The 18,646-nt window shown below is 71.8% G+C and carries 16 protein-coding genes; 5 read left to right on the top strand and 11 right to left on the bottom strand.

Annotation, left to right across the window (positions count from 1 at the left end; all coding sequences use genetic code 11):
- Positions 1-30 precede the first annotated feature (30 nt).
- On the bottom strand, positions 31-924 hold the full coding sequence (locus AB0D99_RS31255) for a LysR family transcriptional regulator (protein WP_362369870.1): 894 nt from the start codon (positions 922-924) through the stop codon (positions 31-33).
- A 148-nt stretch (positions 925-1,072) separates the two neighbouring features.
- On the opposite strand from AB0D99_RS31255, the gene AB0D99_RS31250 reads away from it, so the two are divergent.
- A complete protein-coding gene (locus AB0D99_RS31250; protein WP_362369923.1) occupies positions 1,073-1,891 on the top strand; it encodes an EamA family transporter in 819 nt (272 codons plus the stop codon).
- A 436-nt stretch (positions 1,892-2,327) separates the two neighbouring features.
- Positions 2,328-3,224 (top strand): tyrosine-protein phosphatase, encoded by an 897-nt coding sequence (locus AB0D99_RS31245; RefSeq protein ID WP_362369867.1) that lies wholly within the window; start codon positions 2,328-2,330, stop codon positions 3,222-3,224.
- Here AB0D99_RS31245 and AB0D99_RS31240 read toward each other — a convergent pair.
- From AB0D99_RS31240 to AB0D99_RS31230, 3 genes are all read right to left on the bottom strand, one after another.
- Positions 3,221-4,876 (bottom strand): DEAD/DEAH box helicase, encoded by a 1,656-nt coding sequence (locus tag AB0D99_RS31240; RefSeq protein ID WP_362369863.1) that lies wholly within the window; start codon positions 4,874-4,876, stop codon positions 3,221-3,223. The genes AB0D99_RS31245 and AB0D99_RS31240 overlap by 4 nt on opposite strands.
- Positions 4,877-4,965: 89 nt before the next feature.
- Positions 4,966-5,169, bottom strand: a complete 204-nt coding sequence (locus tag AB0D99_RS31235; protein ID WP_005318814.1) for a cold-shock protein — start codon at positions 5,167-5,169, stop codon at positions 4,966-4,968.
- A 220-nt stretch (positions 5,170-5,389) separates the two neighbouring features.
- A complete protein-coding gene (locus AB0D99_RS31230) occupies positions 5,390-6,010 on the bottom strand; it encodes a TetR/AcrR family transcriptional regulator (protein ID WP_362369859.1) in 621 nt (206 codons plus the stop codon).
- Between the two features lie 229 nt (positions 6,011-6,239).
- Here AB0D99_RS31230 and AB0D99_RS31225 point away from each other — a divergent pair, with 229 nt between their 5' ends.
- Complete coding sequence (locus AB0D99_RS31225; protein ID WP_362369856.1) at positions 6,240-6,734, top strand: lytic transglycosylase domain-containing protein; 495 nt, start codon at positions 6,240-6,242, stop codon at positions 6,732-6,734.
- Between the two features lie 140 nt (positions 6,735-6,874).
- On the opposite strand, the gene AB0D99_RS31220 is transcribed toward AB0D99_RS31225, so the two are convergent.
- Genes AB0D99_RS31220 through AB0D99_RS31210 form a run of 3 tightly spaced genes read right to left on the bottom strand, consistent with a single transcriptional unit; the run spans position 6,875 to position 8,596 of the window.
- The gene (locus AB0D99_RS31220) at positions 6,875-7,408 is read right to left on the bottom strand and encodes a pyridoxamine 5'-phosphate oxidase family protein (RefSeq protein ID WP_362369853.1); all 534 of its coding nucleotides are present in this window, start codon (positions 7,406-7,408) and stop codon (positions 6,875-6,877) included.
- A gap of 41 nt (positions 7,409-7,449) precedes the next feature.
- Positions 7,450-7,830: a VOC family protein gene (locus tag AB0D99_RS31215; RefSeq protein WP_362369849.1), complete on the bottom strand. Its 381-nt coding sequence runs from the start codon at positions 7,828-7,830 to the stop codon at positions 7,450-7,452.
- 52 nt (positions 7,831-7,882) lie between these two features.
- Positions 7,883-8,596, bottom strand: coding sequence for a VWA domain-containing protein (locus AB0D99_RS31210; RefSeq protein WP_362369920.1), 714 nt, complete (start codon positions 8,594-8,596; stop codon positions 7,883-7,885).
- 165 nt (positions 8,597-8,761) lie between these two features.
- Here AB0D99_RS31210 and AB0D99_RS31205 point away from each other — a divergent pair, with 165 nt between their 5' ends.
- The gene (locus AB0D99_RS31205; RefSeq protein ID WP_362369846.1) at positions 8,762-9,766 is read left to right on the top strand and encodes a hypothetical protein; all 1,005 of its coding nucleotides are present in this window, start codon (positions 8,762-8,764) and stop codon (positions 9,764-9,766) included.
- A 118-nt stretch (positions 9,767-9,884) separates the two neighbouring features.
- Here AB0D99_RS31205 and AB0D99_RS31200 read toward each other — a convergent pair whose 3' ends face one another.
- From AB0D99_RS31200 to AB0D99_RS31190, 3 genes are all read right to left on the bottom strand, one after another.
- A complete protein-coding gene (locus AB0D99_RS31200; protein WP_362369843.1) occupies positions 9,885-11,345 on the bottom strand; it encodes a glutamate synthase subunit beta in 1,461 nt (486 codons plus the stop codon).
- Entirely contained in the window at positions 11,338-15,897 is a 4,560-nt protein-coding gene (gene gltB, locus AB0D99_RS31195) for a glutamate synthase large subunit (protein ID WP_362369840.1), read from the bottom strand. The genes AB0D99_RS31200 and gltB overlap by 8 nt, the downstream gene beginning before the upstream one ends.
- Positions 15,898-16,391: 494 nt before the next feature.
- Positions 16,392-17,120 carry a VIT1/CCC1 transporter family protein gene (locus tag AB0D99_RS31190; protein ID WP_362369837.1) on the bottom strand — a complete coding sequence of 243 codons (729 nt, stop codon included), beginning with the start codon at positions 17,118-17,120 and terminating at the stop codon, positions 16,392-16,394.
- Positions 17,121-17,349: 229 nt separating this feature from the next.
- Between AB0D99_RS31190 and AB0D99_RS31185 the strand changes: the two genes are divergently transcribed.
- Positions 17,350-18,360: an ADP-ribosylglycohydrolase family protein gene (locus AB0D99_RS31185; protein WP_362369834.1), complete on the top strand. Its 1,011-nt coding sequence runs from the start codon at positions 17,350-17,352 to the stop codon at positions 18,358-18,360.
- Between the two features lie 16 nt (positions 18,361-18,376).
- Here the strand turns inward: AB0D99_RS31185 and AB0D99_RS31180 are convergent, their stop codons facing one another.
- On the bottom strand, positions 18,377-18,568 hold the full coding sequence (locus AB0D99_RS31180) for a hypothetical protein (RefSeq protein WP_362369831.1): 192 nt from the start codon (positions 18,566-18,568) through the stop codon (positions 18,377-18,379).
- Positions 18,569-18,646 lie beyond the last annotated feature (78 nt).

Genomic DNA, 18,646 nt, shown 5'->3' with positions numbered 1-18,646 from the left:
GTGCGGCGGTCGCGACCACCCGTCACCTGGTCAGGAACCCTCCGTCTCCTGGTCGATCACGATGTCGAGTTCCGCGAGGAAGGCCGTCGCCGCGGGGGTGAGGGTCGAGCGGTTCCAGACGAGGTGTTCGGTCCGGGTCGGCGCGTCCCGGACCGGGACCGTCGCGACACCCGTGAGGTGCGGGGTGTAGGCCGAGGGAAGGAGGGCGACGCAGAGGTTCTGGCGGATGAGCCGTGTCACGAACCCGGCGTCCGTCACCTCGAAGGCGACCTCGCGGGGGACGCCCGCGGCGGCGAACGCCCGGTCGGACTGGAGGCGGCCCGCCGATCCCGCCGGCTTGTCCACGAACACCTCCGAGGAGAGCCGGGCGAGGTCGACCTCGGCCTCCCCCGCGAGCGGATGGTCGGGGGCCACCACGGCGACCAGCCGGTCGTCGGCCAGCAGCCGGGATCCGACCCCTTCGAGCGTGGCCGTCGACGGCAGTCCGAGGAAGGCGATCTCCAGCGCCCCTTCCTTCACGAGCTCGACGAGGGTCTCGCTGGCGCCGACGTGCAGACGGACGCGGACCTGGGGGTGGCGCCGGCGAAAGGCGTGCAGGGCGGCCGGGATGTCGAAGGCCGCGACGGTGGGGATCACGCCGATGGCGAGCCGGCCGCGGATCTCGCCGACGGCCGCGGCGACCTCGGCTGCGGCGCGCTCGGCGGCGTTGACGGCCTGCCGGGCCGCCGGCAGGAACGCCTCGCCGGCCGGAGTCGGCCGCACACGGCGGCTGGTGCGGTCGAAGAGCCGGGCGCCGAGCTCTCGTTCCAGGCGGGCGATCTGATGGCTGAGGGCGGACTGGACCACGAGGCACCGCTCGGCGGCGCGGGTGAAGCTGCTCGTCTCCGCGACGGCGATCACGTACCGCATCTGCTGAAGCTCCATCGATCCATCGTGAATCACGATCGATGCCGTGACAAACATGTGTTGGACTCATTGATCACCGACGCGGAAGCTGGATCGCGTGAAGAACCTGGTGACGTCATCGAGCCCGGCGGGTGTCGCCGGCACCGCCCTGACCGCGTCCGCCCCCATGGTCTGGGGGACCACGTTCGTGGTCACCACCGAACTCCTGCCGCCGGGCCACCCGTTGTTCGCGGGGCTCCTCCGCGCCCTGCCGGCGGGCCTGATCGCGCTGGCGATCACCCGCACGCTGCCCCGCGGGGCGTGGTGGCCGAGGGCCGCCGCGTTGGGTGTGCTCAACATCGGCGCCCTCTTCCCGCTGCTGTTCGTGGCCGCCGAACGCCTCCCCGGCGGTGTGGCCGCCCCGCTGAGCGCCGCACAGCCCCTGATCGTCGCGGTCCTTGCGGTGGTGGTGCTGCGCCAGCCCCCGTCGCCGCGGAGTTTCCTGTGGGGGGTCGTCGGCATCGTGGGCGTGGCGCTCGTGGTGGTCGGCCCCGAGGCGGGATTCGACCCGGTCGGGGTGCTGGCCGGGCTCGGCGGCGCCGGTTCGATGGCGCTCGGGGTGACGCTCACCAAGCGCTGGGGACTCCCGGACGGCGTGGGCCCGACGGCGTTCGCGGGCTGGCAACTCGCCGCGGGCGGCCTGTTCCTGGTGCCGGTGACGCTCCTGTTCGAGGGCGCCCCGCCCGCCGTCGACGCGAGCGCCGTGCTCGGCTATCTCTGGCTGGGCCTGGTCGGCGGCCTGCTCTCGTACGTCCTCTGGGTCCGCGGCGTGACCACGCTGCCGGTCACCTCCGTCGCCGTCCTCGTCCTGCTGTCGCCGATCGTGGCCGCCCTGCTGGGGGCGCTGCTGCTCGGCCAGTCGCTCGGCCCGGTCCAGCTGATCGGATTCGCCCTCGCGCTCGCCGCGATCGCCGCGGGCCAGATCTCCCCGAGGCCGGCCTCCTGAGACGAGGCGCCGTGGGCACGTTCCCGATCCGCGCATGCCGTCGGTGACGACGGCAACCCTCCCGCCGGGCCCCGTCGGCTGCTATCTTTCCCCCTCAAGCGCCACCTAACAAACGTTTGGTGGAAGCGGGCTGTTCCCGCTCACGGGTGTCCCGGCCTCAACCCCGGGCCAGGGCATCCCGCCCGAGATGGCCGCCGCCCCGACCCCGGGCAGGCCACGGCACGGACCTGCCGTGGAACCAGGTCCGGCATGCCGAGAACCGCCGGCTCCGCACGGCGCCCATGACCGAGGGCCGCACCGCCTCCGTCGCCATGGACGTCCGGACCACCTCACCGCCGATCGGGGGCCGCGTCCCTCGGTCGGGTCCGAGGCCGAGCACGCGCTCCGCACCCTGCCGACACCAGGGTGAAACCCTCATCCCCGCACGGGAGTCCCCATGCCACTGTCGAGACGCGCACTGCTGAGCACCGCCACCGCCGCGGCCTTCACGGCGGCCACCGCTCCGGCCGTGGCGGCGACCGGGCGCCGCATCCGCCCCACGTCCGTCCGCCACATCCCGCTCCAGGGCGCGGTCAACGTCCGTGATCTGGGCGGGTACCGCACCTACGCCGGTGGCCGGGTGCGGCACGGTCTGGTGTACCGGGCCGACGCGCTCGCCAAGCTCACCGACGCCGATGTGACGACCCTCGCCGGGCTGCGCCTGGGGCGGGCCGTCGACTTCCGGATACCGCTGGAGGTCCAGTACGACGGCGCGGACCGGCTCCCGGCCGGGGTCGCCGCGGTGTCGCGGCCGATCACGGACAACGGCCTGTTCGGCCGACTGATGGCGGCGATCGGCTCCCGCGATCCCGTGCTCCAGGAGCAGATGCTCGGCGGCGGGCGGGCGGCCGCGTTCATGACCGAGGTGTACCGCTCGTTCGTCACCAGCGCGGACAACCGCGCTCAACTCGGTCTCACGCTGCGCGAGCTGGCCGGCCTCGGCTCGACGCCCTCGCTGTACCACTGCACCTCGGGCAAGGACCGCACGGGCTGGACGAGCTATCTCCTGCTGACGGCCCTGGGCGTGCCGGAGGCGACGGCCGTCGGTGACTATCTCGCCTCCAACACCTTCCGTGCCGCGTACGACGCGAAGGTGCGGGAGGGGCTGAAGCAGGGCGGGCTCATGCAGAACCCGGACCTGATCATCCCCCTCCAGGAGGTACGGACCGCGTACCTGAACACCGCGCTCGACGAGGCGAGGGCCGCGTACGGCAGTCTCTTCCGGTACCTCACGGACGGCCTGGGCCTGGAGCTGCGCACGCTGTCGCGGCTCCAGGACCGGCTCGTCGACTAGGCTGCGCCGCCCCGGCGGCCCCTGCCGCCGGAACCGCCACCGCCGCGGGTACGGGTGGCCGAACCGCCCGTACCCGTACGCGCGGAGGAACCGCCCGTCCCCGTACGCGCGGTCGAAGCTCCGCCGGTGCGCGCGGTCGAACCGCCCGCTCCGGCGCGAGGCGCGGCCGAACCGGACGCTCCCGTACGGCTGTTGGCCTGGGCACGGGAACGGCCGCCGCCACCGCGGCGCGAGCGCTGACCGCCGTTGCGGGCCGTCGCGGGCTGGGTCGGCTGCGGGACCTCGATGACGACCGGTATGCCCGAGGGCTCCCGGGCGCCGGTGAGCCGCGTCAGCTCCTCGTCGCTGGACTTGACCTGTGCCGTACGGGGCGTGATCCCGGCGTTCGACATCAGCCGGCTCATGTCCCGCTTCTCCTCGGGCAGCACGAGCGTGACGACACTGCCGGACTCGCCGGCGCGCGCCGTGCGGCCGCCCCGGTGCAGATAGTCCTTGTGGTCGATCGGCGGGTCGACGTTGACGACGAGGTCGAGGTCGTCGACGTGGATGCCGCGGGCCGCCACATTGGTCGCCACGAGCGCGGTGACCTGGCCGTTCTTGAACTGGTCCAGGGTGCGGTTGCGCTGCGGCTGCGAACGGCCGCCGTGCAGCCCCGAGGCCCGTACGCCGTTGGCGAGCAGCCGCTTGACCAGCCGGTCCACGGACCGCTTGGTGTCCAGGAAGAGGATCGTGCGGCCGTCGCGGGCCGCGATCTTCATCGTGACGGCCTTCTTGTCGGTCTCGTCGGCGATGTAGAGCAGGTGGTGCTCCATCGTCGTGACCGCTCCGGCCGAGGGGTCGACGGAGTGCACGACCGGGTCGGTGAGGAACATCTTCACCAGCCGGTCGATGTTCTGGTCGAGGGTCGCCGAGAACAGCATCCGCTGGCCGTCCGGCTCGACCTGCTTCAGCAGCGCCGTGACCTGCGGCATGAAGCCCATGTCGGCCATCTGGTCGGCCTCGTCGAGGACCGTGATCGCGACCTGGTCGAGTCGGCAGTCACCGCGCTCGATGAGGTCCTTGAGGCGTCCGGGCGTGGCCACGAGGACCTCGGCGCCGCGGCGCAGCGAGTTCGCCTGCTTGGTGATCGACAGGCCGCCGACGACGGTGGCGAGCCGCAGCTGCACCGAGGTGGCGTACGGCGCGAGGGCGTCGGTCACCTGCTGGGCGAGCTCACGCGTGGGCACGAGGACCAGGGCGAGCGGGGCCTTGGGCTCGGCGCGGCGGCCCGCGGTGCGGGCGAGCAGCGCGAGGCCGAAGGCGAGCGTCTTGCCGGAGCCGGTGCGACCGCGGCCGAGGATGTCCCGGCCCGCCAGCGAGTTCGGCAGCGTGGCGCCCTGGATCGGGAACGGCTCGGTGACGCCCTGGGCGCCCAGCGTCTTGACCAGGGCCGCGGGCATGTCGAGAGCGTCGAAGGACTCGACGGACGGGAGCGCGGGCGTCAGCGTCTCGGGCAGGGTGAACTCACGCGGCGGCGGAGGCGTGGCCGGTCCGCGGCGGCCGGCTCCCTTGGCCTTGCCCCGGGGGGCGGCGGAGCCGCGGCGGGTGTTTCCGGACGGGGTGCCGGAACTGGATTCCGCGGCCCGACGGGGCCGCCTTTCGGAGCGGGTCATGGGAAATGCCTTCCTGGCCTGAGCACAGCACGAGCCGGGACCCGCACCTGCGCGGTGCGGGCCCCGGCTGCGAGAAACGCGTCCGGCAATTAGGCCGGGAGGATGTTCTCCGCCTGCGGGCCCTTCTGGCCCTGCGTGACGTCGAAGGTGACCTTCTGGCCTTCCTGCAGCTCACGGAAGCCGGAGGTCGCGATGTTGGAGTAGTGGGCGAAGACGTCGGCGCCGCCGCCGTCCTGCTCGATGAAGCCGAAGCCCTTTTCCGAGTTGAACCACTTCACGGTTCCGGTGGCCATGATTTCTCCTGAATAGGTAAGGGTCCCATCCCGGAGACTCCGGAAAACAAAATCGCGCCTGAGGAGCATTCCCGTCAGGCGCACATAAAGTTCATGGGTACCAAAACTAGCAACTCCGGAACCTTAGCACGCCGCCCCGCCGGAGGGGCGGGGCGGCGACGAGCGTCACACCGGGAAGCGGACCGGACCCTCCGCCCCGGGCCTCGGCGATGACCGCTCCCTAGGCGCGTACGGCGATGCCGTCCAGGACCATCGACAGGTACTGGCGGGCGATCTCCTCCGGGCTGTGCCGACCGCCCGGGCGGTACCAGGAGGCGGCGACCCACACGGTGTCGCGCACGAAGCGGTAGGTGAGCCGGATGTCGAGGTCGGCGCGGAAGACCCCCGCCTCGACCCCGCGCTCCAGCGTGCCGAGCCACGCCTTCTCGAACTTCACCTGCGAGTCCGAGAGGTAGTGGAAGCGCTGCTGGGAGCTGAGGTGCCGGGACTCCTTCTGGTAGATCGCGACGGCGGAGCGGTGCCGGTCGATCTCCCGGAAGGACTCGGTGACGAGGGCCTCGATGGTCTCCCTGGGGCCGAGGCCGGAGTCGAGGACGGCGTCGTACCCCTCCCACAGCTCCGTCAGGAAGGACGAGAGGATCTCGTCGAGCATCGACTCCTTGGAGTCGAAGTGGTAGTAGAGGCTGCCGGCGAGCATTCCGGCGGCGTCGGCGATCTTGCGTACGGTCGTGGCGTTGTAGCCCTGGGCCGCGAACACCTCGGCTGCGGTGTCGAGGAGCTCGCGGCGCCGCTCGGGCGAGGCGGCCGCCGGGGTCTTCTTCTTGCTGGCAGTGTTCGGCACACGTCCATTCTGGTCCTCCGCGGGCCGTCTGCCGACGGCGGACGGCCCGCGGAGGGCCTGACGTCGTCGGAGCGGGGGCCCTCCGGCCTGCCGGGGCAGGTCCTGCCAGGAGTGCGACACGCCGGCGCGCTCGTCCATGAGCTCGGTCACACACACCCAAACCCAGGCAACCATGGGGGACTTGAAACACCTCGACCCTCATGATCGGTTCCTGAAGAAGGGTGTCCTCATGTCCCTCTCCCCCCTCGGTTCCCGCTGGGCCGTACGTACGGGCGCGATCGCGCTGGCGCTCGCCGCCGCCGGTGCGACGCAGACCGGAACGGCCACGGCCGCCCCGGCGGCCTCGGGCGGGTGCCCGCAGTACGTCTCCACCTTCAAGGCGGCCGGCCGCACCTACGGTGTCCCGTGGAAGCTGCTCTCCGCCATGGCGCGGCAGGAGTCCGGGTGCAGCACCTCGGTCCGGTCCTCGACCGGCGGACGCGGACTGTTCCAGATGCTCCCGGCGACCGGCGCCGACTTCCGCAACGCCACGACGCAGACCAACTCCGCGGCCAAGCACCTGGCCGGGATCAAGCGGCAGGTGGGCTCCAGGAACGACCACATGCTGGCGGCGTGGAACGCCGGCGTCGGGGCGGTGAAGCGGTACGGCGGAGTCCCGCCGTACCGCGAGACGCAGGCCTACGTGAAGTCCGTGCTGCGCGAGTCCCAGCGCGTCACCGGCTGACGGTCTCCTCCGGGTCGGGCCGGAGGAGGACGGCGTCGCGGGCCCGTCCGGACCCCGGCGGAAGCCACCGGTCCGTCCGGGCCTTGCAAGCCACCGGGTCCTTCCGGGCCCGGTGGAACGCCACCGGGTCCGTCCGGGTCCTATCCTCCGGACCGGCCCGGTTCCCGCTCCTCGCGTGGCGGCGCGTCGTCGGTGCCGCGCCGGATCGTCCGCACCGGTCGCCCCGGCCCCCAGACGCGGACGACCAGGTCATCGCCCTCGACGAAGGTCCGTACGACCTCCGCCGGCTCCACCCGGAAGAGATGGAACGGCAGCGGCGCGCCGGCCGCCTCCGCGACCCGGTCGACCGTCTCGGCGTCCGTGACCTCGACCGCCCGCCCGGAGATCCGTACGTCGCCGCCCCCCATGTCGGTCCCCGCGCCCGGGTTGGCGAGCAGCGAGAAGCGCGGGTCGCGCCGCAGGTCCAGCGCTTTGAGGGAGTTCGGCATCATGCCGAGCCACAGCTCGCCGAAGCGGAAGTCCGCCTCGATCCCGCTGAGGCGGGGCGAGCCGTCCCGCCTCAGGGTGGCGAGCGCGTGGTGCGTGAACGCCCCGAAGCGCTCCCGCACGGTCGTCGCGAACTCGGGTTCGGCGGCCTCGAAGGCGGCCCAGGTGACGGTTCCGGTGTGTCCCATGGCTCCAGGGAACACCGGATACCCGACATCTTCTGTCTGGATTACTCCGTGCTCGGGGTGGTGCGCTCGGCCTTGGAGCGCTCCACGCAGAACTCGTTGCCCTCGGGGTCGGCCAGGGTCGCCCAGCCGGTCCCGTCCGCGTTCCGGTGGTCTCCGACCAGCGTCGCGCCGAGCGCGAGCAGGCGCTCGACCTCCTCGTCGCGGCTGCGGTCCTGCGGCTGGATGTCGAGATGAACCCTGTTCTTGACCGACTTCTTCTCCGGCACCTCGATGAAGAGCAGGTTCGCCCCCTCGGTGAGGACCAGTACCTCGCTCGCATCGTCGCCCTCGCCCAGCTTCCCGTCCACCACGCCGGCCCAGAAGTTCGCCAGGGTGTACGCGTCGGCGCAATCGATCGTCACATGTCGCACAAGAGATGCCATGGGATCACTATCACCCGGTCAACACCCCTCCGGCCAGCGGCTTTCCGCCACCTCACGGCCGGACGATGGCCTGCGCCCGAGCGGCGGCGAGCCAGGTGGGGAATTCGGCGACGATCCGGTCGTACAACTCCGCGTCCGGGACCCTCCGCGGGTCCTTCCCCGCGTGGAAGAAGCCGGCGTTGTCCACCGGCCGCTTGTCCGGCACGGCCAACTCGTCGAGTTTCCGCAGGAATTCGAACTGTCGGCTGCCCGGGTCGCCGAAGCCGATGAACTGCCAGAAGATCGGCAGCTTCGCCGCCTTGCACAAGTACCGTTCGGCGGCGAGCTTGTTGATCGGCCCGCCGTCGGTCTGGAAGACGACGAGGGCGGGGGCCGTGGCGCCGCTGTCGAGGTAGTGGTCGATGACCGCGTCCATCGCCAGGTGGTAGCTGGTCTTGCCCATGTGGCCGAGTCCGGCGACGATCCGGTCGATCCGCCCCTGGTGATCGGCGAGCGCGATGTCGGTCTCGGCGTCGATGTCGGTGGAGAAGAAGACCACCGGCACCCGCCCGTCGTCGTCGAGGTTGGCGGAGAGCCCCAATACCCGGTCGGCCAGGGCCTGCACGCTGCCGTCCCGGTAGTACGGCTTCATCGAGCCCGAGTAGTCCACGACGAGATAGACGGCGACGCGCTGTCCGGCCATCCCGTGCTTCTGGAGCGAGACCCCCGCCGACTTGTAGAGACTCACCAGCGCGGGCGCGGTCTCCTCGACCTTGCGCAGACTCATCGCCACGGACTGCTCCCCTCCCCGATTCCCGTACGGACCCCTCCCGCACGGACTGCTGTCGAGAGTACGTGATCACCCGTCGCAGGCGGCCCGCCGCTCGGCAAGGGGCCTGCCCACAGGGGGTTTTGCTCCGTGCCGCCGGCCGTGGCTCGCTAGCCTGTACGAGTGAGACCGAGCACGCCGTACCGCCCGTTGGACATCACCGTCCCGTTCCCCGAGCTGAAGGGCTGGGCCCGCACCGCGACGCGCCTGCACCCTCGCGCGGGCGCTCCCGGCACGGCCGACAGTTCGGTGGGCGGCCCGCTGCTCTGGCCGGCGGACGAGGCGTGGCCGGAGTGCGGGGCGCACGCCGCGGGGACTCCGGGCATAGCGCCGGAGCGCGAGCGGCGCTACCGCCGCCTCGTGCGGGAGGTGTACGACCGGCCGCGCACGCCGGACGGCGGGCTCGCCTACAGCGCGGAGGAGCGGGCCGAGCTCGACGCGCTGTCCGCCGCGCCCTGGCACCGGCCCGACCGGCACGGCGGCGGGCCGCTGCCTCTTCTCGCCCTGGCCCAGTTCTTCGTCCGTGACGTGCCGGACCTCGCACGGTTCGCCCCGGCGGGCGCGGACCTGCTCCAGGTGTTGTGGTGCCCGTTCTCCGACCACGAGGACGGGCCCTTCAACGAATTCGGCCCGTACACCCGGCTGTACTGGCGGCGGGCCGCCGATGTCGCCGAGCCGCTCGCCGCCCGGCCCGAACTGCCCCTCGTCGAGGGCCGGTACCTGCCCGAGCCCTGCGAGCTCTCCCCCGAGCGGGTCGTCGAGTACCCCTTCGCGGACTATCTCCCGGAGGAGCTGGCCGCGCGGATCGATGGCTGGGAGGACGCGTTCCAGGAGCGGCTCGGGGAGGCGGCGCCCGGGTACCAGTACGACCTGTCCCTGGCCCCCGGCTGGAAGATCGGCGGCTGGGACTCCTGGCACAAGACCGACCTGGTCCGCGTGTACTGCGACGCGTGCGGGACGGAGATGCGCCTGCTGCTGACCGTCGACTCGTACGACTCCGGGGGCAGCTGGGGGCCCTACCCGCTGGTCGCGCCGTCCACCGGGATCAAGGTCGGCCGTGACGGCGAGTACCGCGCCTTCGTCTGCCCCGCCGACCCGGCGCACCCCCACCGCATGAGCATGCAGTAGAGGGGAAACGCCACGGCGCCCACCCAGAGTCCGGTCGGGGACAGGGCGAGCGCCGTGCAGTTCCGTACGTCGTTGTACGGGACATTCGGGGGACGGCCCCCTCGGGGGCCGTCGCGGGTCAGACCGTCAGGGCGCGGTCCGTCGGGCGGATCGGGGCCGGGAGGTCGCTCGCGCCCGTCAGGAAGCGGTCGACTCCGCGGGCGGCCGAGCGGCCCTCGGCGATCGCCCAGACGATCAGCGACTGGCCGCGGCCGGCGTCACCGGCCACGAACACACCACCGACGTTGGTGGCGAAGTCCGCGTCACGAGCGATGTTACCCCGCTCATCGAGGTCTAGACCAAACTGTCCGACCAGGCCGTTCTCGACGTCCGTGCCCGTGAAGCCCATCGCGAGCGTCACCAGCTGCGCCGGGATCTTCCGCTCCGTGCCCGGCTTCTGGGTCAGCTTGCCCTCGACGAACTCGACCTCGACCAGGTGCAGGAACTGGACGTTGCCGTCCTCGTCGCCCTCGAAGTGGGTGGTGGAGACGGAGTAGACCCGCTCGCCGCCCTCCTCGTGCGCCGAGGTGACCTTGTACAGCATCGGGAAGGTCGGCCACGGCTGGCCGGCCGCCCGCTCCTCGCCCGGTCGCGGCATGATCTCCAGCTGCGTGACCGAGGCCGCCCCCTGGCGGTGGGCGGTGCCCACGCAGTCCGCGCCGGTGTCGCCGCCGCCGATGACGACCACGTGCTTGCCCTCGGCCGTGATCGGCGCGGTCACGAAGTCGCCCTCGACGACCTTGTTGGCGAGCGGCAGGTACTCCATCGCCTGGTGGATGCCGGACAGCTCGCGGCCCGGGACCGGCAGGTCGCGCGCGGTCGTGGCGCCCGCGGCGATGACCACGGCGTCGTACCGCTTGCGCAGGTCCGTCGCCGTGATGTCGCGGCCGATCTCGACGCCCGTGCGGAACTTGGTGCCCTCCGCGCGCATCTGCTCGATGCGGCGGTTGATGTGCCGCTTCTCCATCTTGAACTCGGGGATGCCGTACCGCAGCAGTCCGCCGATCCGGTCGGCGCGCTCGAAGACGGCGACCGTGTGACCGGCCCGGGTCAGCTGCTGGGCGGCGGCGAGGCCCGCCGGGCCCGAGCCGACGACGGCGACGGTCTTGCCGGAGAGGCGCTCGGGCGCCTGCGGCTTGACGTCGTTGCTGTCCCACGCCTTGTCGATGATCGAGACTTCGACGTTCTTGATGGTGACGGCCGGCTGGTTGATGCCGAGCACACACGCCGCCTCGCACGGAGCCGGGCACAGACGGCCGGTGAACTCCGGGAAGTTGTTCGTGGCGTGGAGGCGCTCGGAGGCCGCGCCCCAGTCCTCGCGGTAGGCGTAGTCGTTCCACTCGGGGATCAGGTTCCCGAGCGGGCAGCCGTTGTGGCAGAACGGGATGCCGCAGTCCATGCAGCGGCCGGCCTGCTTGCTGATGATCGGCAGCAGGGAGCCGGGGACGTAGACCTCGTTGAAGTCCTTGACGCGCTCGCCCACCGGGCGGGTCTTGGCGACTTCGCGCCCGGTGGTCAGGAAGCCCTTGGGGTCAGCCATTGGTCGCCGCCTCCATCATCTTCTCGGTGGTCTCGGCCTCGGAGAGACCGGCGAGCTCAGCGGCGTCCTTGGCGGCGAGCACTGCCTTGTACGTGGACGGGATGATCTTGCTGAAACGGTCCGCGTTGACGGTCCAGTCGGCGAGGAGCTTCTCCGCCACCGTCGAGCCGGTCTCCTCATGGTGGCGGCGCACGACGTCGTGCAGCCACTGCTTGTCGGAGTCCGTCAGCGCCTCGACGGCGGAGATGTTGCCGGAGTTGACGTTGTCCCGGTCGAGGTCGACGACGTACGCGACGCCGCCCGACATGCCGGCCGCGAAGTTGCGGCCCGTCTCGCCGAGGACGACCGCGCTGCCGCCGGTCATGTACTCGCAGCCGTGGTCGCCCACGCCCTCCGAGACGACCAGCGCGCCGGAGTTGCGGACGCAGAAGCGCTCACCGGTGCGGCCGCGCAGGAACAGCTCGCCGCCGGTCGCGCCGTAGGCGATGGTGTTGCCCGCGATGGTCGAGTACTCGGCCAGGTGGTCGGCGCCGCGGTCCGGGCGGACGACGACCCGGCCGCCGGAGAGGCCCTTGCCGACGTAGTCGTTGGCGTCGCCCTCCAGACGGAGCGTGACACCGGCCGGCAGGAAGGCGCCGAACGACTGGCCGGCGGAGCCGGTGAAGGTGATGTCGATGGTGTCGGCGGGCAGACCCGCGCCGCCGAACCGCTTGGTCACCTCGTGGCCGAGCATGGTGCCGACCGTCCGGTTGATGTTGCGGATCGCGACCTGGGCGCGGACCGGCTGCGCCTCCTCGGCGCTCGCGGCGCGCAGCGCCTCGGCGGCGAGCTCGATCAGCTCGTTGTCGAGGGCCTTCTCCAGACCGTGGTCCTGCTCGACCAGGGCGTGGCGGACCGCGCCCTCGGGCAGCTCGGGCACGTGGAAGAGCGGGGCCAGGTCCAGGCCCTGCGCCTTCCAGTGCGTCACGGCGCGGCTGGTGTCGAGCAGCTCGGCGTGGCCGACGGCCTCTTCCAGGGTGCGGAAGCCCAGCTCGGCGAGGAGCTCACGGACCTCCTGGGCGATGAACTCGAAGAAGTTGACGACGAACTCGGCCTTGCCGGAGAACCGGTCGCGCAGGACCGGGTTCTGCGTGGCGATGCCGACCGGGCAGGTGTCCAGGTGGCAGACGCGCATCATGACGCAGCCGGAGACGACGAGCGGCGCGGTCGCGAAACCGAACTCCTCGGCGCCGAGCAGCGCGGCGATGACGACGTCACGGCCGGTCTTGAGCTGGCCGTCGGTCTGCACGACGATGCGGTCGCGCAGGCCGTTGAGCAGCAGCGTCTGCTGGGTCTCGGCGAGGCCGAGCTCCCAGGGGCCGCCCGCGTGCTTCAGCGACGTGAGCGGCGAGGCGCCCGTACCGCCGTCGTGGCCGGAGATGAGGACGACGTCCGCGTGCGCCTTGGAGACACCGGCGGCGACCGTGCCGACACCGACCTCCGACACCAGCTTCACGTGGATGCGCGCGACCGGGTTGGCGTTCTTGAGGTCGTGGATCAGCTGAGCCAGGTCCTCGATGGAGTAGATGTCGTGGTGCGGCGGCGGGGAGATCAGACCGACGCCCGGGGTGGAGTGCCGGGTCTTGGCGACCCACGGGTAGACCTTGTGGCCGGGCAGCTGGCCGCCCTCGCCGGGCTTGGCGCCCTGGGCCATCTTGATCTGGATGTCGTCCGCGTTGACCAGGTACTCGCTCGTCACACCGAAGCGGCCGGAGGCGACCTGCTTGATGGAGGAGCGGCGCGCCGGGTCGTACAGGCGCTCGGGGTCCTCGCCGCCCTCGCCGGTGTTGGACTTGCCGCCCAGCTGGTTCATGGCGATGGCGAGGGTCTCGTGCGCCTCGCGGGAGATGGAGCCGTACGACATGGCGCCGGTGGAGAACCGCTTGACGATCTCGGAGACCGGCTCGACCTCGTCGATGGAGATCGACGGGCGGTCCGAGGTGAAGCCGAACAGGCCGCGGAGCGTCATCAGGCGCTCGGACTGCTCGTTCACCCGGTCCGTGTACTTCTTGAAGATGTCGTACCGCTTGTTGCGCGTGGCGTGCTGGAGGCGGAAGACGGTCTCCGGGTCGAACAGGTGCGGCTCGCCCTCGCGGCGCCACTGGTACTCGCCGCCGATCTCCAGCGCGCGGTGCGCGGAGGGAACGCCGGAGGCGGGGTACGCCTTGGCGTGGCGGGCGGCGACCTCCTTGGCGACGACGTCGAGGCCGGCGCCGCCGATCTTGGTGGCCGTGCCGTTGAAGTACTTCTCGACGAAGGCCGTGTCGAGGCCGACGGCCTCGAAGACCTGGGCGCCGCGGTAGGAGGCGACGGTCGAGATGCCCATCTTGGACATGACCTTGAGGACGCCCTTGCCGAGGGCGTAGATCAGGTTCCGGATGGCCTGCTCGGGCTCCAGGCCCTCGATGAAGGTGCCGGCGCGGACCAGGTCCTCGACGGACTCCATCGCCAGGTACGGGTTGACCGCGGCGGCGCCGTAGCCGATCAGGAGGGCCACGTGGTGGACCTCGCGGACGTCGCCGGCCTCGACCAGCAGACCCACCTTGGTGCGCTGCTTGGTACGGATGAGGTGGTGGTGGACGGCCGCGGTGAGCAGCAGCGACGGGATCGGCGCGTGCTCGGCGTCGGAGTGCCGGTCCGAGAGGACGAGCAGGTGCGCGCCGGCCTCGATCGCCGCGTCGGTCTCGGCGCAGATCTCCTCGATGCGGGCGGCGAGCGCGTCGCCGCCGCCGGAGACCCGGTACAGGCCGGACAGGGTCGCGGCCTTCATGCCGGGCATGTCGCCGTCGGCGTTGATGTGGATGAGCTTGGCCAGCTCGTCGTTGTCGATCACCGGGAAGGGCAGCGTGACGCTGCGGCAGGAGGCCGCGGTCGGGTCGAGCAGGTTGCTGCCCGGGCCGAGCGAGGAGCGCAGCGAGGTGACGAGCTCCTCGCGGATCGCGTCCAGCGGCGGGTTGGTGACCTGCGCGAAGAGCTGGGTGAAGTAGTCGAAGAGCAGCCGGGGGCGCTCGGACAGGGCCGCGATGGGCGAGTCCGTGCCCATGGAGCCGAGCGGCTCGCCGCCGGTGCGGGCCATCGGGGCGAGGATGACGCGCAGCTCTTCCTCGGTGTAGCCGAAGGTCTGCTGGCGGCGGGTGACCGAGGCGTGGGTGTGCACGATGTGCTCGCGCTCGGGCAGGTCGGAGAGCTCGATCTCGCCGCTCTCCAGCCAGTCGGCGTACGGGTGCTCGGCGGCGAGACCGGCCTTGATCTCGTCGTCCTCGATGATCCGGTGCTCGGCGGTGTCGACGAGGAACATCTTGCCGGGCTGCAGGCGGCCCTTGCGGACCACCTTGGCGGGGTCGATGTCGAGGACGCCGACCTCGGAGGAGAGCACGACGAGGCCCTCGTCGGTGACCCAGTAGCGGCCGGGACGCAGACCGTTGCGGTCGAGGACCGCGCCGACCTGGACGCCGTCGGTGAAGGTGACGCAGGCCGGGCCGTCCCAGGGCTCCATCAGGGTGGAGTGGTACTGGTAGAAGGCGCGCCGCGCCGGGTCCATGGACTCGTGGTTCTCCCACGCCTCGGGGACCATCATCAGGACGCTGTGCGGGAGGGAACGGCCACCGAGGTGGAGCAGTTCGAGCACCTCGTCGAAGGAGGCCGAGTCGGAGGCGTCCGGGGTGCAGACCGGGAAGATGCGGTCGAGCGTGGCCTCGCCGAAGAGCTCGGAGGCGAGCTGGGACTCGCGGGCCGTCATCCAGTTGCGGTTGCCCTTGACGGTGTTGATCTCACCGTTGTGCGCGACGAAGCGGTACGGGTGGGCGAGCGGCCAGCTCGGGAAGGTGTTGGTGGAGAACCGGGAGTGGACGAGGGCCACGGCGCTGGCGCAGCGGCGGTCCGACAGGTCCGGGAAGAAGGGCTCCAGCTGGCCGGTGGTCAGCATTCCCTTGTAGACGATGGTGCGGGCGGAGAGCGAAGGGAAGTACGTCCCGGCCTCGCGCTCGGCGCGCTTGCGCAGCACGAACGCCTTGCGGTCGAGGACGATGCCCTCGCTGCCGCCGTCGGCGACGAAGAGCTGACGGAAGACCGGCATGGTGGAGCGGGCGGAGGCGCCGAGCAGCTCGGGGGCGACGGGGACCTCGCGCCAGCCGAGGACGTTCAGACCCTCCTCGGACGCGATCGTCTCGATCTGCGAGACGGCCTGTGCGGAGCCGTCGGCAGGGAGGAAGGCGATACCGACGGCGTAGGCGCCGGCGGCGGGAAGGTCGAAGTCGGTGACCTCGCGCAGGAACGCGTCCGGGACCTGGAACAGGATGCCGGCGCCGTCTCCGGAGTCGGGCTCGGAGCCGGTGGCGCCTCGGTGCTCGAGATTGCGCAGTACGGTCAGCGCCTGCTCGACCAGCGCGTGGCTGGCTACACCGGTGAGGGTGGCCACGAACCCGACACCACAGGCGTCGTGTTCGTTACGGGGGTCGTACATCCCCTGCGGAGCGGGGCGACCGTCCATGGGCGACCAGGCGTCGGAACGCATCGGCTCTCCCGTCGTCGTCGTGGCATATGCAGCAGCCGAGGGACGACGTTGGCCCTCCGCGAAATTTCGTGCAGGTTACATGATGGCTGGCTTCTCGGAAAGTGGATAGCTCATTCCAACATGCGGACACCGCTGACACGGAGCGGTGCCGATGGTTCACCTGTGTGGCATGGGGACAGCGAGTGCCCCAAGGGGACGGATCGATCTTCCGGGGGTCTCCGGCGACCCGTCGCAGAGCGGGCCTCATTGCCCGCGGCGCTTACGCCTCATGCCCGGTGGTCATGGATTCGAAACCGCCGAGTAACGGCTAGGTATGTCGCGCTGTGCATAGTGTCTCATCGGGGCGGCGGATCCGCCCAGGGGATATACGTCACAGCCAGCATGCACGCGGAAGGCCCTCGCCGCAGGGCGAGGGCCTTCCCGGGGACGACCACCAGGTCAGAGCGCGGGCGCGGCGGCCGTCGGCGCCGGCGGCCCGGGGTCCGGCCGCGCGGTCAGAGCGCGGCGCCGAAGGCCATGCCGAGTCCGTACGTGACCGCCGCGGCCGCACCGCCGAGAACGAGCTGGCGCAGCCCGCTGAACCACCAGCTGCGAGCCGTCACCCGGGCCACCAGCGCCCCGCAGGCGAAGAGACCGACGAGCGCGAGCAGCACGGCCGGCCACAGCGCGGTCGCGCCGAGCAGATACGGCAGGACGGGGAGCAGCGCGCCGAGCGCGAAGGAGGCGAAGGAGGACACCGCGGCGATCGTCGGCGACGGCAGGTCGTCGGGGTCGATGCCCAGCTCCTCGCGGGCGTGGATCTCCAGCGCCTGCTCCGGGTCGCGGGAGAGCTGCATGGCGACCTCGCGGGCGAGCGCGGGCTCGACGCCCCGGGAGACGTACAGCGCGGCGAGCTCCTCCATCTCGTCGACGGGGTGCTTGCGCAACTGGCGGCGCTCGACGTCCAGTTCCGCCTGGACGAGTTCGCGCTGCGAGGCGACGGAGGTGTACTCGCCCGCCGCCATGGAGAAGGCGCCCGCGGCGAGTCCGGCGAGCCCGGTGATGACGATGGTCTGCTGGGAGACCGCGCCGCCGGCGACACCGGTCATCAGGGCGAGGTTGGAGACCAGTCCGTCCATCGCGCCGAAGACCGCCGGACGCAACCAGCCGCCGTTCACATCACGGTGGGTGTGGTTGTCGCGGTGGGCCTCGTGCAGCGGTGCCTGGACTTCGATGATGGACATGCTTCTCCCCTGTTCTCCGCGGCGGGCCGGGTTGCACCCGCCGCCCCCAACACCTCGAAAATACGCGCGATGTAAGGGGCTCGCCAGCAAGGCAGGCCGTACTTAGTAAGGCCCACCTCACCGTTTCGGCCGCACCTTTCCGTGGTGTCAGCCGGGTGACAGAGACGTTTCTGCGACGTCATCACCTCCCCCGCGTGGCACAGATCCAGGAACGTGAAAGGGGTGCGAGATGGTGAGCCGGACAAGAACGACGGGATGCGACACGCGCGAGCGCGCGAGAGGCGCGCTGCTCGGCCTCGCGGTCGGTGACGCGCTCGGCGCACCCGCCGAGAACCTGCGCCCCTCGGAGATCCGTCGCCGATGGGGCCGGATCGAGGGCTTCGTGACGGACAGTCCGGCCGGCACGGACGACACCGAGTACGCGATCTTCTCGGGCCTGCTGCTCGCCCGGCACGGCTCGGCGCTGACCGTCCAGCATGTCGAACGGGCCTGGCACCACTGGATCGCCGACCTCGACGAAGGCCCCTTCCGCGGCGCGGGGTTCAGCGAGCGGGGCACGCTGGAGAACCTCCGCCGGGGCCTGGCGGCCCCGATCTCCGCCCAGCACCGCCACGCCTGGTCGGACGGACTGGCCATGCGAGCCGCGCCGTTCGGCGTCTTCGCGGCCGGCCGCCCGGCGGAGGCCGCCCGGCTGGTCGCCATCGACGGCACGGTCAGCCACGACGGCGAGGGGATCTACGGCGGCCAGGCCGTCGCGGCGGGCGTCGCGGCGGCGATGGGCGGCGCGTCGGTGACCTCCGTCATCGCGGCGGCGCTCTCGGTCGTCCCGATGGACTCGTGGACCGCCCGCTCGATGCGCCGCGCCGTCGTCGCCGCACAGCGCCTCGAACCGGACCCGCTCGTACGCGAACGGACGGTCCGCTCGGCGGTCGTCATCGGTGGCTACCCGTGGACGGACCTGGCCCCGGAGGCGGTCGGGCTGGCCTTCGGCGCCTTCGCCGCGGCTCGTGGCGACTTCCGTACGGCGGTCCTCACGGCGGTCAACATGGGACGGGACGCGGACACCACGGCGGCGGTCGCGGGCGCGCTCGCGGGCGCGGCCTCGGGCGTGTCGGCGATCCCGGAGGAGTGGGCGACGGCGATCGCCCCGGTGACCGGCAGCTGCCTCCCCTCGATGCGCGGCTACCACGTGCTGGACATCGCGGACCTCCTGACGGCGGACGAGGAGGAAGCGGCATGACGGAGACCCACCACGCCTACGGCTCGGGCGCCCCCGCGCCGACGGCCTCCGCCACCCCCGCCACGGACAGCGCCGTGGGGTCGGGCGGGGAGTCGGGCGGGGAGCCGACCGCGGGCTCGGCCGGCGGGACGGGCGCGGAGTCGGCCGGGGCCTCGGCCGCCGGCTCGGCCACGTGGTCGCCTGCGGGGTCGGCAGGGGGCTCGGCCACGTGGTCGACCCGAGGCTCGGCCGTGTGGTCGGCCGGGGGGGCGGTCGGGGGGTCGGTCGCCACCACCGTTCTGGGCGC

This window comes from Streptomyces sp. NPDC047971, assembly GCF_040653355.1.
Lineage (GTDB): Bacteria > Actinomycetota > Actinomycetes > Streptomycetales > Streptomycetaceae > Streptomyces.
The sequence above is the reverse complement of the archived record's forward strand: the minus strand, read 5'-3'. Positions and strand labels throughout refer to the sequence as shown.